The 14,876-nt window shown below is 42.4% G+C and carries 15 protein-coding genes; 13 read left to right on the top strand and 2 right to left on the bottom strand.

Annotated elements, in window-relative coordinates:
- The first annotated feature begins 10 nt into the window (after window positions 1–10).
- From UE46_RS13885 to UE46_RS13825, 13 genes are all read left to right on the top strand, one after another.
- Complete coding sequence (locus UE46_RS13885) at window positions 11–1,180, top strand: DegT/DnrJ/EryC1/StrS family aminotransferase (protein WP_118907716.1); 1,170 nt, start codon at window positions 11–13, stop codon at window positions 1,178–1,180.
- Window positions 1,177–2,610, top strand: a complete 1,434-nt coding sequence (locus UE46_RS13880; RefSeq protein ID WP_036059896.1) for a hypothetical protein — start codon at window positions 1,177–1,179, stop codon at window positions 2,608–2,610. The genes UE46_RS13885 and UE46_RS13880 overlap by 4 nt, the downstream gene beginning before the upstream one ends.
- Complete coding sequence (locus UE46_RS13875; RefSeq protein WP_051492848.1) at window positions 2,603–3,139, top strand: acyltransferase; 537 nt, start codon at window positions 2,603–2,605, stop codon at window positions 3,137–3,139. The genes UE46_RS13880 and UE46_RS13875 overlap by 8 nt, the downstream gene beginning before the upstream one ends.
- A complete protein-coding gene (locus UE46_RS13870; RefSeq protein ID WP_233230942.1) occupies window positions 3,117–4,385 on the top strand; it encodes an MATE family efflux transporter in 1,269 nt (422 codons plus the stop codon). The genes UE46_RS13875 and UE46_RS13870 overlap by 23 nt, the downstream gene beginning before the upstream one ends.
- A 19-nt stretch (window positions 4,386–4,404) precedes the next feature.
- On the top strand, window positions 4,405–5,073 hold the full coding sequence (locus tag UE46_RS13865) for a YveK family protein (RefSeq protein ID WP_036059899.1): 669 nt from the start codon (window positions 4,405–4,407) through the stop codon (window positions 5,071–5,073).
- Window positions 5,073–5,774: a CpsD/CapB family tyrosine-protein kinase gene (locus tag UE46_RS13860; RefSeq protein ID WP_036059901.1), complete on the top strand. Its 702-nt coding sequence runs from the start codon at window positions 5,073–5,075 to the stop codon at window positions 5,772–5,774. The genes UE46_RS13865 and UE46_RS13860 overlap by 1 nt, the downstream gene beginning before the upstream one ends.
- Before the next feature lie 24 nt (window positions 5,775–5,798).
- Window positions 5,799–6,788 carry a polysaccharide deacetylase family protein gene (locus UE46_RS13855; RefSeq protein ID WP_036059902.1) on the top strand — a complete coding sequence of 330 codons (990 nt, stop codon included), beginning with the start codon at window positions 5,799–5,801 and terminating at the stop codon, window positions 6,786–6,788.
- A complete protein-coding gene (locus UE46_RS13850) occupies window positions 6,785–7,552 on the top strand; it encodes a formyl transferase (RefSeq protein ID WP_036059904.1) in 768 nt (255 codons plus the stop codon). The genes UE46_RS13855 and UE46_RS13850 overlap by 4 nt, the downstream gene beginning before the upstream one ends.
- Before the next feature lie 161 nt (window positions 7,553–7,713).
- On the top strand, window positions 7,714–8,895 hold the full coding sequence (locus UE46_RS13845) for an iron-containing alcohol dehydrogenase (protein ID WP_036059974.1): 1,182 nt from the start codon (window positions 7,714–7,716) through the stop codon (window positions 8,893–8,895).
- A 90-nt stretch (window positions 8,896–8,985) separates the two neighbouring features.
- Window positions 8,986–10,470 carry a peptide MFS transporter gene (locus tag UE46_RS13840; RefSeq protein ID WP_036059906.1) on the top strand — a complete coding sequence of 495 codons (1,485 nt, stop codon included), beginning with the start codon at window positions 8,986–8,988 and terminating at the stop codon, window positions 10,468–10,470.
- Between the two features lie 112 nt (window positions 10,471–10,582).
- A complete protein-coding gene (locus UE46_RS13835; protein ID WP_036059907.1) occupies window positions 10,583–11,263 on the top strand; it encodes a histidine phosphatase family protein in 681 nt (226 codons plus the stop codon).
- A 19-nt stretch (window positions 11,264–11,282) separates the two neighbouring features.
- Window positions 11,283–11,588: a hypothetical protein gene (locus tag UE46_RS13830; RefSeq protein WP_036059909.1), complete on the top strand. Its 306-nt coding sequence runs from the start codon at window positions 11,283–11,285 to the stop codon at window positions 11,586–11,588.
- A gap of 16 nt (window positions 11,589–11,604) precedes the next feature.
- Entirely contained in the window at window positions 11,605–12,015 is a 411-nt protein-coding gene (locus tag UE46_RS13825) for a VOC family protein (protein WP_233230941.1), read from the top strand.
- 374 nt (window positions 12,016–12,389) lie between these two features.
- Here the strand turns inward: UE46_RS13825 and UE46_RS13820 are convergent, their stop codons facing one another.
- Both UE46_RS13820 and UE46_RS13815 read right to left on the bottom strand, forming a co-directional pair.
- Window positions 12,390–13,427 (bottom strand): oxidoreductase, encoded by a 1,038-nt coding sequence (locus UE46_RS13820; RefSeq protein WP_036059911.1) that lies wholly within the window; start codon window positions 13,425–13,427, stop codon window positions 12,390–12,392.
- A gap of 61 nt (window positions 13,428–13,488) precedes the next feature.
- The gene (locus tag UE46_RS13815; RefSeq protein WP_036059913.1) at window positions 13,489–14,535 is read right to left on the bottom strand and encodes a lactonase family protein; all 1,047 of its coding nucleotides are present in this window, start codon (window positions 14,533–14,535) and stop codon (window positions 13,489–13,491) included.
- Between the last annotated feature and the right edge of the window lie 341 nt (window positions 14,536–14,876).

Genomic DNA, 14,876 nt, shown 5'->3' with positions numbered 1-14,876 from the left:
GATGCAATCAATGAAGAGAATTCCACTAGCCATTCCTCATATGAGTGGGAAAGAAATGGCGTATATAGAGCAAGCATTTGCGGAAAATTGGATTGCCCCAGTCGGTCCTAATGTGGATTTATTTGAAGAAAAGGTGCGCAGGTACACAGGAGCAGAATTTGCGACAGCTACGAGTTCAGGAACGGCGGCGATTCATCTGGCGTTACGGATGCTCGAAGTAGGGCATGGTGATACCGTTTTTTGTCCAAGTTTCACATTTGCCGCATCCGCGAATCCGATTCATTATCAAGGTGCCAAAGCGGTGTTCATCGATTCCGAACTAGAGACGTGGAATATGTCTCCAATAGCTTTGGAACGGGCTTTACTAGATGCCCAGCAACAAGGTCAGTTACCCAAAGCCATCATCGTTGTGCATATTTACGGACAACCTGCGAAAATGACGGAAATAATGGCGCTGGCAAAATCATACGGAGTTCCAGTGATTGAAGATGCCGCAGAGTCATTAGGATCGCTACATCATGGCGTGCAAACAGGAACAATCGGCGATATTGGCATCTATTCTTTCAATGGGAATAAAATTATTACAACTTCCGGTGGCGGCATGCTAGTCTCGGCAAAAGAAGAATGGACGAAAGAAGCCAAATTCTTATCTGAACAAGCCAAAGAGCCAGCACCTTATTACCAACACGAAAAAATCGGCTATAACTACAGGTTGAGCAACATTGCTGCAGGGATCGGTTGTGGTCAAATGGAAGTCTTACAAGAACGGATCGATCAAAAACGGCTCATTTTCGAACGATATTTGGAGGGCTTTGCCACATATAACGAAACGTTCAGTAATTTCCCACGAATCACATACCAACAAGAAAGCGAAGGTACTTTTTCAAATCGCTGGTTGTCTACGATTCAAGTTCGAGGAATCCACCCACTTCAGTTGAAGGAAGCCCTAGACGCGAATGGAATTGAAGGTCGTCTATTATGGAAACCGCTCCACTTGCAACCAGTTTTTCAAAAGAATCGTTTTTTCGCAGAAGACGTAAGGGCCAAGATAAGCAATGCCCAGCGTCTGTTTGAAAGTGGCTTTTGTTTACCATCCGCGACGCAAATGACTTTGAGTGAGCAGCATTATGTTATTCAAACCGTTGCTAAATTCTTAATTCAAGCAGGTGAATCTGTGTGAAGTCCTTTTCTAAAAAGAGACTCCTTGAATTTTCAGGTGTGACAGTCATTGGTCTGCTCTCGCTGTTTAGTTTCATTTTTATTAGCCTACATGATAGAGAACCTGGGTATGAGTTATTACCATTCTTGCCACTGTTATATCTCTTTGCTGCCAGCTTTGTATTCGTTCGCTCGCTGGTCTACGATTTTAAAATGTTTAATCTCGTCTTTACGGGACTCGCTTTTATGCGCTACGTGGTGCTCCCGTTTTTCATCGTGTACGCGAGTTATTATGGCGGGAGATCGCCCGTACCACCGACTGCTCACAGTTATGACTTAGCTTTAAAACTAATGTTATACGAGCTCGTTATCGTGACCGTCGTGATTGCAATTTTGGATGCGATACGAAAAAAACGAAAACAGCAGAATCCATTACCTGAAAAACCACTGACACGCAGTCCATCGATCTTTTTCTATATACTATTCGCGATTATTGGCTTTCTCGGCGTCTTCGTTGTGCCAGGAGCCTTGAGCAGTATATCGTTTCTTGTACCGACCGATCGCGTTGTTGGTGTTCTCCAAACGTTATCTCTTCCATCTTACTTCGCACTATACATGTTCATGATTGCAAAACAAATTGTTGCCCTCCTGATTATCTGGTTTTGCTGTGAAAAATATAAATCATTGGGACATGTGCATTATGTGTATGCGGCAGTTGTCGTTATGGTGCTAAATATCGGTATCTTTGCAGGTACCAACCGAACGGATATCATTCTTTGTACGATTACATCCTTGTTCGTTTTCAAAAAACTATTTCCGACCCACTTCAAAAAAGCGGCGATTCTCATTGTTTCTGTTGTGACGTTCGTAGTTGTACTGATTGCATCTGTTCGGCAAATCGTGTCTGTATCAGGTGATGCGAGCCAACTTATCGACTTTACAGATACGATGCAAGTGTATCTTGGCGGGCCCTACAACGTGGCGATGGCGATTGAAATGAAAAGCATGTTTCCTGAGGCAAGTCATTTGTCCGTCCTGTTTTACGATATTTTCAGACCGATGATTGGCGTCAACATTTTCATTAAAGATTTGCCAATCGACTTCTCCGTTTTGTACTTCAATGAGCGCTATTTCTTCAAGGATAATGTATCGCAAATTTTACCGATGATTGGGCAGGGGAATCTCTACTTCGGCTATCTCTTCGCACCTATAATCACGGTTAGCTTTGTAGCTTTGGCGTACTTTTTCCAATCGCAAATTGAGCGTATCGGCAACCTTGAGCTCGTCTATTTCTTTACTATTTCGACCGCGAGACTCGGCTTTTTAATGGGACAGAACACGATGAATCTGGTGAACGACATCAGTTATAACCTCGTTTTATTCTTGCTCATTTACTTTTTAAATCAAAAAGTTATCTATAAACGCAAACAAAGGAGCTCCTTATATGAATAAAAAATTAGATCAAGCGGGGCGTTTTCTTCGCTATTCCGTACCAATTCACTTGATTAATCTGATCACGGCGATCTTGCCGAATTGCACACCAACTGTCGCAATTCGTGGTTTTCTGATGCGCCCTTTCTTCAAAAAATGTGGTAAAGGATTTCGAATCGCAAGTGGTGTCATCATCAATAATCCCGAACGCATTGAAATCGGTGATAATGTCTATATTGCACATAATAACTGGATCAACGGCGTCGGCGGCTTGAAAATTGATGCGAACGTTCGAATCGGTCCGATGAGTGTGATTGTAACATCGCAACACGCCTTTGAAAATGGCAAGATGACGAGCGGTTATATCCCAGCTCCCGTCCGGATTCACGCTGGTTGTTGGATCGCCAGTAAAGCGGTCATTACAGACGGCGTCGAAATTGGTCCAGATTCGCTTGTCGCAGCGGGTGCGGTCGTTACGAAATCATTCCCAGCACAGAGCAAAATAGGCGGCGTACCAGCGAAGCTCATTGGAAAACCAGGCGATGCTTAGAGCTCTGCGAAATATCGCCAAAAACGCATATGGCATCACGATCATCAAAAAAGGCATTGTCATTATCACGGGCTTGCTAGCGATGATTCTCCTAACCCGATTTCTAGGACCAGAGCTAAAAGGAGAATATAGTTATCTTTTTAACTTGGTGACCATTGGAATGACGATACTCAATCTCGGTATCTCACTCGTCTATCCAGAATATAAGCGAAAAGGGCGAGATTATCGAAATGTGTTTATCACGTTATCCCTAATCCAATTTGCGATGTATATTGCGCTGTCACTCCTGTTTTTCTTCCTATCAGGTATGGGAAACTACGGTTTTGTCGCGATCCTCATTTCTGTCAGTATCCTAAATCTACAACTGTCCCAACTGAATTTGGTAGAAGATATTCGTTCTCACAGCGTCATTACGATTATCGGTGCCGTGTCCAACCTACTTTTCACGGTGATTCTATTTTACTTTTTCGATAGTAACGTGAGCTTGGTCTTGCTAGTTTTTCTAATCAAAAATGTGATTTTAATTATCTGCACGCTCAAAGTCCTCATGAAAAACTTCCATTTCAACGGTTCGAAAAAAGCATTTCAAACCATCTTGGTAGCGGGTATGCTGCCTATGCTGACGACATTTCTCATTTCGATCAACTACCGCATCGATATCGTATTACTCGGCTGGATGAATGTTTCCTTCTACGATATCGGGCTCTACAGTACTGGCGTGCAACTGGCCGAATACGCGTGGATGATTCCAGATATCTTTAAAGAAGTCATGCTGCATAAAAATGCAAGGCGCGACGATATCAATGCTTTACTTTTCTCGCTTCGAATGGCGACCACTTCGGTCCTATTTTTCGGACTGCTGATGATCGTAGGCGGGAAATGGCTCATTGAATTCATGTTTGGTGCTAGTTTCATCGGTGCCTACAGTATCACCGTCCTGATGTTTTTAGCAGTCCCCGCGATGGTATACACGAAAATTATCGGGACGTTATTTATTGCTAACGGGAAATGGCGTTTCTACTTTGTGACGCTACTTATCACGGTTTTACTCAACGTTGCACTCAATTTTGCGCTTGTACCTTTCTTTGGAACGATTGGTTCCGCGCTTGCATCGATTGTTTCCTACAGCATTTCCGGCGGAGTTTTCCTCATCTGGCTAGTCCGAAATACCGAAGCGAAATGGTACGATGCAATACTCATCAAAAAACAAGATGTCGCGCAAATACGGCAAATTATAAAGAGATAAAGGAGAACGAATCGAATCTATGGATATCCAACTTATTTTCCAAACGATAAAAAGAAATAGCCGACTTATCATCAGTTTAGCGTTCATCGGAATTCTACTAGCAGGTGCTTTGACTTTCTTCGTCATTCCAAAAGGCTACAGTGCTACGACACAAATTTTAGTGACACAGGCAAAAGAAAGCGACAATGCACAAAGCTCCGAGGTGCAGGCGAATATTCAGATGGTAAACACCTATTCTGTCATTTTAAAAAGCAAGCAGCTCCTGAAAGAAGTGGCGAAGGTCTATCCACAGTATACGTCTAATGACATTGAAAAAATGATGATGGTCACGAGTGATTCCAACTCCCAAGTCATTAATCTTAAAGTGAAGAATGAGAATCCACGTGTTGCGGTGAACATTGCGAATACGGTGACAAATAAGTTTGTTGATTATACAAGCGATCGTATTAAATCCAATAATGTCTCTATCCTATCCAAAGCCTACATGGAGGACAGTCAAAAGCCATCTAGTCCCAATCACAAAATGCACCTTGCGATCGGACTTCTGGCTGCCTTATTTCTAAGCTTTATCATTATTGTGCTCAAAGAAGTGTTCGACAACACGATTAAGACACAAGATGAAATTGAACAACTGCTAAAACTACCGATTTTAGGAACGGTTAATCAAATAGAGAAGGGAAATAAATAATGCCATTTAAACTAAGATCCAAAAAAAAGCAAAATATCTCGATTATGCAAAAAAAATCCAACTCTATCTCATCGGAACAATTGCGTACCATACGAACGAGCATCCAATTTGCCTCTACCGAAAAACTACGCACGATGGTGATTACCTCACCGGAACAAGGCGCGGGCAAGTCTTTTATCTCAATGAATTTAGCCATTTCATTTGCGGAACAAGGAAATAAAGTATTGCTAATTGACGCTGATTTAAGAAGACCGACTGTGCATACGACGTTACGACTAAAAAATGACATGGGACTCAGTAACTATTTAGCTGGACAGGGCAAGTTAGAAGAATGTCTCCAAGAAATCATCATGCATGAAAACTTATTCGTGATAACCAGTGGTGTTATTCCACCAAATCCCGCGGAACTGCTATCTTCTAACAAGATGATGGAATTTGTGCAGATCATTTCCAATATGTTTGATATCGTTATTTTTGATGCCCCGCCAGTTCTGCCAGTTGTCGATCCACTCATCATCGGAAATATGGTAGACGGTCTTATCTTAGTTTTACGGAGTGAACACACGGATCAGCACGATGCCGTTCAAACCCTAGACAAGATTAAACAATCTAAAATTAAAATGATAGGCGCAGTGCTAAACGGTAGGAAAAATCGTGGTGAAAGTTACCAAACGGGATACTACACAAGAAATCAAAAGTAAATTAGAAAAGGTAGGTTAAGCTTCGTGAAAAATGGTTATTTCGTCATATCCCTTGATTTTGAGCTACGATGGGGAAGTTATACTTGGGATTCAGAACACACATATGATACAAACATTTTTGGTGCCAGAAAAGCGATTCCAGATATGCTACAGATGTTTGAGGCATACCAAATTCATGCAACATGGGCGACTGTCGGTGCGTTATTTGCGCCGTCAAAAACAGCCATAATAAACACGAATGAGCAGTATTTTGATGATACATCAGTGCCTCACGTGTCTCCATTTTTGAAGGAATGCGCAGAGCTTGGAGAGGAAGAGTCAGAAGATCCATCACATTACGCGCTTTCCTTGATTAAAAAAATAAGGGCAACAGCACACCAAGAATTAGGGCTGCATACCTTTTCCCATTTTTATTGTTTAGATAATAAGAATGCCGAGGAAACCTTTGAACGGGATACGCGGGCAGCCTTAGCGATGATGGATGCGCAAAATATTCAGCCGACAAGCTTTGTTTTCCCGCGCAATCAATTTAATCCAGCGTTGTTAGACGTGTTAAAAAAACATGGACTGGATGTTGTTCGCGGAAATGAAAATCACAGTTTATATCGTGAACGAGAAGGACGGGAGCGTAAGTTACATCGCGCTTTGAGGCTGATGGACTCCTATATCAATATTTCAGGTCATCATACGTTTGCTTCCGATACTTGCTTGAAAGACGGCATGATTAATATTCCTTCTAGCCGCTTTTTAAGACCGTATGCAAAAAAAGCACCATTTCTGGAATCACTCAAGCTGCATCGTATTAAAAAAGCAATGCGTCACGCGAGCAAACACGGCGAAGTATTCCATCTTTGGTTCCACCCTCATAATTTTGGTAGAGATATAGAAGAAAATATCAAGATGCTGCAAGAAATATGCGAGTATTACGAAGATCTGCAGAATGAGTTTGGTTTTGAAAGTGTAACGATGCAAGAGCTAGCACAAAAAGTGAAAAGAAAGGAAGTCACCGCATGAAAATTATGATGCTTGCAGGCGACAAATCAAGTAGTCATCTTGTTTATCAAAAAATAAATAAAACATTTCCGATAAGCAAGGTTGTGATGGAAGACGGTTTATCTAAAAAAGGGATGCTGAAAAGACGAAGAAAGCGTTTAGGACTTCGAACGGTAGTAGGACAAGTACTATTTCAATTGTTTTGCCTGCCATTTTTAAAACGTGAGGCGCAGGGGCGGATACAGCAAATCATTCGAAAAGAAGATATGGACGCAGCAAAGATACCAGCGTCTGAACTACAGCGAGTAGGATCTATCAACGACGAAGAAACGATTGCCGCAATCCAATTGGAAACACCAGATTTAATCCTTGTTTGTGGTACGAGAATAATAAGTCAGCAGGTGTTAGAAGCCACAGAAGCCCCCTTTGTAAATATTCATGCGGGAATTACGCCTTATTATAGAGGCAGTCACGGAGGCTATTGGGCCCTAGTGAAAAAGGATAAAAGAAACTGCGGCGTGACACTACATTATATTGATACTGGAATTGATACGGGCAGCATTATCGCGCAAGCAAAGATTTCCGTGACGCCAAAAGACAACTTTGTCACCTATCCATACTTGCAGCTAGCAAAAGGAATCCAATTACTTGAGCGTTTTCTTTCAGAGAATAAAATGGAGACGATAACGCCGAAAATCGCGGATAAGGATCGAAAGGGAGAAGTTTTTTACCACCCGACCTTATTTCAGTATCTGAAATTTAGAAAACAGTTGAAAGTAAAATGAATGTAACGCAGGAATCTCACGGGATTTCTGTTTTTTTGTTTGAATCTCACTAAAAAGGTGTATTTATAGTGTAGTGGTCCATTCGTTACAGAAGAGGCAATTTGTGTTAATATGGACACGTGACAAAATCTAAGACAAAAGGAAAGCGGGGACTTTATACAATGAATAAAGGAATTGCAAATTTTGATTATTATAACCCAACACACATCGTTTTTGGAAAAGACCGGATTGGAGAATTAGCGACATTAATTCCAGCAGATAAGAAGGTTCTAGTTCTTTATGGTGGCGGTAGTGTCGAACGTTTTGGTACGCTTGCAAAGGTACGCGAGGCACTTGCTGGGCGTGATTTTGGCGAATTTGGCGGGATTGAAGCGAATCCTACTTTTGAAACGCTTGTCCGTGCATTGGAACAGGTGAAAAAAGATGGCTATAATTATTTGCTTGCTGTTGGCGGTGGTTCTGTTATTGATGGAACGAAATTCGTTGCGGCGGCTGCATTATTTGATGAAGATCCGATTCACATTTTTGGTAGTGGAATCGGTAATGGAACGCCAATTACGAAGGCTTTGCCGTTTGGTACGGTGTTGACGCTTCCTGCAACGGGTTCTGAGATGAACAGTGGTGGTGTCGTTAGTATCGTTGAGAAAAAAGCGAAACTTGGATTTGGTAGCGCTGTGACGTTCCCGCAGTTTTCGATTCTTGATCCACAGTTGACGTATACATTGCCAAAACGTCAATTAGCGAACGGTGTGATTGATTCGTTTGTTCATATTATGGAGCAGTATATGACGTATCCGGTGAACGCGATGGTACAAGATCGTTTTGCAGAAGGTTTGCTTGAAACGTTGATCGAGATTGGTCCTGATGTGATTGATGAGAAAAATCATGATTATAACTTGCGTGCGAACTTTATGTGGGCGGCGACTTATGCGCTAAATGGTACGCTTAATAAAGGTGTGCCTGGTGACTGGTCGAGCCATGGTTTAGGCCATGAGATTACGGCGCTGTATCATATTGACCATGCGCGGACGCTCGCAATTGTGTTGCCATCGTTACTCGAAATTCGTAAAGAGCAGAAAGGCGCGAAGTTGTTGCAATATGCAGAGCGCGTTTGGCACATTACGGATGGAACGGACGACGAGAAAATTCAAGCGGCGATCGATAAAACGCGGGCATTTTTCGAATCTCTAGGTGCACCAACGCATTTCAGTGATTATGAGCTTGGTGATGAAGTTGTGGATGCGCTTGTGACGCAACTTGAAAACCATGGTTTAACGGCGATTTCAGAGCGTGGCGATCAAACGCTTGAAGTGAGTCGTGACATTTACAAAAATGCGTTATAATATCGGCTGATTTTTTAGTTGTACTCTATAGGGCACGGGGAAAAGGTGTTCTATAGAGTATATTTTAATAGGGGAAAGGGGAGTTTTAGGATGAGGGCGATTAAAGATAGTAGTGGTAAGACGTTTTTCGGCCATCCGCGGGGGTTGGCGACGCTATTCTTCACGGAATTCTGGGAACGTTTTTCTTACTATGGTATGCGTGCTATTCTTATTTATTATATGTATACAGCGGTTGTCGATGGCGGGCTCGGATTTTCTCAGGCGACAGCAACAGCGATTATGTCGATTTACGGTTCGCTTGTTTACATGTCTGGCGTTATCGGTGGTTGGACGGCGGATCGGCTTTTAGGGCCACGTCGAACGATTTTTTATGGTGGTGTCTTGATTATGATAGGGCATATTGCGCTGTCATTTCCAGGAGGCGCGACGGCTTTATTTGTGTCGATGTTCTTCATTATCATTGGTACCGGCTTTTTGAAACCGAACGTATCGAATGTTGTTGGTGATCTTTATCCAAAAGGAGATCAAAAACGCGATGCTGGTTTTAGTATTTTTTACATGGGGATAAACTTGGGTGCTTTTATCGCGCCATTTATCGTCACCAACGTGTCGAATTCGGCGAATAGTTATCATGCTGGATTTGGTGTTGCAGCTGTCGGTATGGCTGTGGGACTCATTGTATACGTCATTACTGGGAAAATGTATTTACGCGATGCTGGGAAGAAAGTGCCCAATCCGCTTAAAAGTTCCGAGAAGAAGAAAATGTCTGGATTGGCGTTGGGGTTATTGGCGGCAATTGCAGCGATTGGAACGATTGTAGCGTGGCTTCAAGGTGAATTCACATTGCAAACGGTTATTATGACAGTGACGATTATGGGTGTTATTATCCCGCTGATCTATTTCATTGTGATGATGACAAGTAAGAAAACGACGAAGGACGAACGTTCGCGACTTACGGCTTACATACCGCTGTTCCTCATCTCGGTCATGTTTTGGATGATTGAAGAACAGGGATCAACAACACTTGCGCTCTTTACTGCGAACCGAACAGATCTCAGTGTGGGGAGTTTTACACTTGACCCAGGATTATTCCAGTCACTAAATCCGATGTTCATCATTATTTTATCACCGATATTTGCTTGGATTTGGACGAAACTCGGCAAACGGCAACCAGGAACACCGCGAAAATTTGCGCTGGGTCTGTTTTTTGCAGGGCTATCGTTTGTGATTATGATGTTGCCGGGAATTCTGGCGGGAAATACAACGACCGCAGTGAGTCCGATGTGGCTAGTGCTGAGCTTCTTTATCTGTATCGTGGGTGAAATGTGCTTGTCACCGGTTGGCTTATCCGCAACGACAAAACTAGCGCCAGCGGCATTTGCATCGCAAACGATGAGTGTTTGGTTCTTGTCGGACTCGATGGCACAGGCGTTTAACGCGCAAACGACGCAGTTCTTTAATGCAGATACGGAGATCTTATATTTCGGTATTTTCGGATTTGGAGCGGTTGCTTTTGCGATTTTACTATTCCTTGGCGCGCCACTTTTGAAGAAATATATGCGTGGTGTCGACTGATTATGAGATTGGGCGTTTTTCTTATTGTGAGAAGAGCGCCTTATTTCATTGCAAAACAGCCGATAGCTTGATAAACTAGGGGTATATTTGAGAAACGGTGGTGCTTGTCAGAATGACTGGGAAAGTGACTTTATATGTAACGAGACATGGAAAAACGATGCTGAACACAACGGAGCGCGTGCAAGGTTGGGCGGATTCGCCACTTACGGAGGCTGGAATCTTGGTCGCTGAACAGTTGGGACGCGGTCTTGCGGATACGAAATTTGAAGCGCTTTATACGAGTGATCGTGGTCGGACTCTTGAAACGGCGGATATCGTGATGCGACATGCTGGTTTTGAATTGCCAGTCAATCAGTTGAAAGGGTTACGCGAGTTTGGCTTTGGTAAATTTGAAGGCGAATACAATGCGTACATGTGGGAAACGGTGAGTAAAATGCGTGGATTTGATTCTGTGGAGTCTTTCTTTGAAGCGTTAAAGCATGAGGCGCCGCGCGTGATGATTGATGCGGTGGCGGAAATGGACGAGACTGGCATGGCGGAGAATTGGGATATTTTCACGAAACGCTTGCTTGATTCGATGGACTTGATTTGTAGCGAGAATACGGATGGCAATGTGCTCGTGGTTTGTCACGGTATGGTGATTAATATTTTGCTTTCACTGCTGGATCCTGATCGTGTGGATGGTCCAATTGAAAACGCGAGTGTCACGAAAATAAGCTATGAGAACGGGAAATATACTGTGGAATCGGCGAATGATATGCAGTATGTGGAACGCGGTGTCGTTAAAAATTAGGATAAAGGGATGACGAACAATGGATGACATGGAAGAAGTACCGCTCAAAAAACGAACAACTTTCTTAGGCGTTATGGCATTTTTACTAGGAATTCTATGTATTGTAATGATTTTTATGAAGCCTGTTGCATTCTTCATTGTGACGGTGAGTAATTGGTTTATCGCCATTTTTGTTGTGGCAGTTATTACATTTATCATATCGCTTTTAGGAATTGCTAACGAACGCGAACGTAATTTTTTTCCGATTATTGGGTTTATTATTTCGATGGCATATATCGTATTTTGGATTATTTTCTTTTTGCTGATTTTGATAGGTGTTATGTAATAAGAAATTAGGAGGAATGATGATTATGATTGAAGCTAAAAATTCGATTTCAACTTTTTTAACGTTTGCAGGGAATGCGGAAGCCGCGATGGACTTTTACGTGAGCTTATTTGAAGAAGCAGAGGTGTTTAGTAAGACATATATCGGCGAAGAGGATCGCGGGGAGACTGGTAAATTGTTGACTGGTGTGTTCGCACTTCGCGGTCAGTCGTTCATGGTTATGGATATGGAATCTGAATTCCTAACTCCGCTTACGTGGGCGACTTCCATTCTAGTACAATGTCAAGATGAGGCTGAATTTGATCGCTTGTTTGCCGCTTTTTCTGAAGGTGGGTCGGTGATGATGGGGCCTGTTGAGATGGGACCATTTAAAAAAGTAACTTGGGTAACGGATAAGTTTGGCTTAACATGGCAATTAGTTTGGTAAACTGAATAGAAACATACCTCAGATAAATCGGCGACAAGCGCTCGCATTGTTGGGGCTGTCCGAAATAAATTGAGTTACAGCCCCAATATGCCTATGAGCAACGCGAAAAGGCGGTCATTCAAGGTTTTTAGAACACGGATTGTGGGACTTCTTTAAGGTTCTGCTACACAAGAGCAGTTTCGCTTAACTTCTTACATAGTCGAGGAAACTACCCTCTCCCTGTTTTCAGTCATCACATACACGAGTATGCTCCGCTTCTGGCTTCCACAAAACTCCTTGAATACAAACGCTTTCGCTCGATTTGTGTAAAGCAAAATTTTTCGTCCTACCCGAAGTAAGGGGGAGGGCGTTTTTGCCTTATCTCGAGTTTTGTCCTATAGAGATATCACACGTGGATTTTTGCCAGTGAAGCCTTGTTCTAGGATGGTCATGTTGGTTAGTGTTTCTTCATCGCTTACTAGTTTGCGTGTGCCATTTAGGATCGCATCGTGCAGCTGATCGTAAAGGCGACCGTAGTCTCCAAGCGGTGTTGGAACGGTTTCTTCTTTTGTTTCGCCAGTCGCGTCGACGTAAACGAGCGTGCCATAGTTTTCTTTGGGATCAATACCAAAATCGGGCTCACCTGGCATTACACCAGCTTTGAGATACGTTTCTTGTTGGTCAATACCATATTTGACAAAACTGCCTTTTGTGCCATGTAGGGTGAATTTTGGATAAGGAATATTCACTAAATGGCTTGTTTTGACGATCACTTTCAAGACTGGATAAAAGAACTGAACTTCAAAAGTGTCATCGGGATTTTTAGGATTACGGATAGAGCGGATATCGTAGCTCACTTCGTCGGGACGGCCAAATAAGTCGATAATCTGATCCATCATGTGAACGCCAAGTCCGTAGAAGGCGCCATCGTAGTACTTTCCTGGGGCATCGGGAGCGTCGGGACGGTAGTAATCCATATGAGATTCTAGTTCCACGAGTTCGCCCAGTTTTCCGCTAGCAAGAACTTCTTTGACAGCAAGGAAATCACTGTCGAAGCGGCGGTTTTGATACGCCATCGCGATTAAGCCTTTTGATTTAGCGAGCGCGAATAGTTCCTCGGCTTCCTCTGATGTTGTACAGAACGGTTTTTCAACAAGGACGTTTTTACCGTTTTCTAGTGCTTTTTTTGCGAGATCGTAATGTGTGCTTGCGGGCGTGCAGATACAAGCTAATTGAATCTCCGTGTCTTGTAGCAAATCATCTAATTGGTCGGTGAACGCAATATTATATTTCGCGTATTCGGCCTCGAGTTCTGGCTTGCGACGGTGATTGTAGATCGTTTTGATGCGGATATTGTCGCGAATGAGCGTGTAAGGCATGTGGTAACGGGTGGTACTCTTCCCAAATCCTATATAACCAATAGTAAGTGTCATATAAATATTCCTCCTAATTAAAGAGGCTCCGAACGTTTGCGCGCTGGGGCCTCTTATTTTTTTATTCGTTAATAAATTTGACGCAAACTGGTTCTGGAACGTGAATGTCTTTTTGAAGTAGCGCGAGTGCGCCAGTTTCTTTATTGACACCAAATACCGTTACGTTGTTCGTGTTTTCGTTTGATACAAGCAATATTTCACCACTTGGATCAAGATCGAAATCACGTGGGCCAACGCCTTCAACATGAGTCGTAGCAACCAATTTCAGCTTGCCTTCTTCATTAATGGCAAAAGTAACAACGGCATCTTGCCCGCGATTAGAAACGTAAAGGAAGCGGCCGTCGTTTGAAATGTGAATCGCGCTACCTTTATTTTCAGCCGTAAAATCAGCTGGTAATGAAGCAATATTTTGGATTTCAGTTAGTGTTCCAGTTGCTTCATCATAAGCAGCAACAACAACGTCAGCCGCCATTTCGGTCATAATGTAAGCAATTTTTGCGTTAGGATGGAAAACAAGGTTACGAGGACCGCTACCACCTTTTACTTTTAAATCGCTTACTTTTTCGAGAATGCCGTCTGTTAATGCGTACGTTGTTACATAATCTGTTCCAAGATCACACGTGATAACAAACTTTTCATCTGGCGTGAAACCAGCGAAATGGGCATGTGCTTTTTCTTGGCGGTCTTTGTTAGGGCCTGTACCAATGTGTTGTACCTCGGAGCTCGGAGCTTTTAGAGCGCCTTTATCTGTTGGGTAAGCCACGATTGTTCCTAAATGATAGTTCGCTGAAACGACATACGCGCCGTCTTTTGATGCATCGACATAACAAGGAGGATTTCCAGCTTTTAATTCTTGGTTTAAATAGTCAAGCGAGCCGTCTTCTTTAATAGCAAAGGCAGCAACACCACCATTTTCGCCATCTTTTGCTACAGAATAAAGATGTTTTTGATCATCTGTCAATTTCAAATAAGTAGGGTTATCCATTTTACCAGCAAGTTTGTTCTGCGTGATTTCCCCAGTTTTCTTATCGATATGAAGGCGGTAAATTCCTTCACTTTCTACTTTGGTGTATGTACCAATGTAGGCAATTGCTTCTTTGTTAGCCATAAATTATTTCCTCCTTTAGCGTTCTTTTCTCCATTATTATATCACAGCTAGGGAAAAGGATAGCCTAATAAACCTATGTTACAGTAATATTACAAAAATGTAACTTGGAAGTGGCTTTTGCTTGATATAATGCGAATTCTTTACTAGAAATAAGCTCGAATAGGATATTTTAATGTAAGAAAGGCTCCGTTTTTGATATAAATCTTAAATATTTGTAATATAATCGTAATAAAAGTATTGACTTTGAAATCATTGTAGTGTAATATAAAGGTATCGAAAGGGCGCCCCTTAGAAAACTTATAAAACTGCAATTATCCAATTACTAATAAACCTAAATTTGA

This window comes from Listeria weihenstephanensis, assembly GCF_003534205.1.
Taxonomy (GTDB): Bacteria; Bacillota; Bacilli; order Lactobacillales; family Listeriaceae; genus Listeria_A; species Listeria_A weihenstephanensis.
The sequence above is the reverse complement of the archived record's forward strand: the minus strand, read 5'-3'. Positions and strand labels throughout refer to the sequence as shown.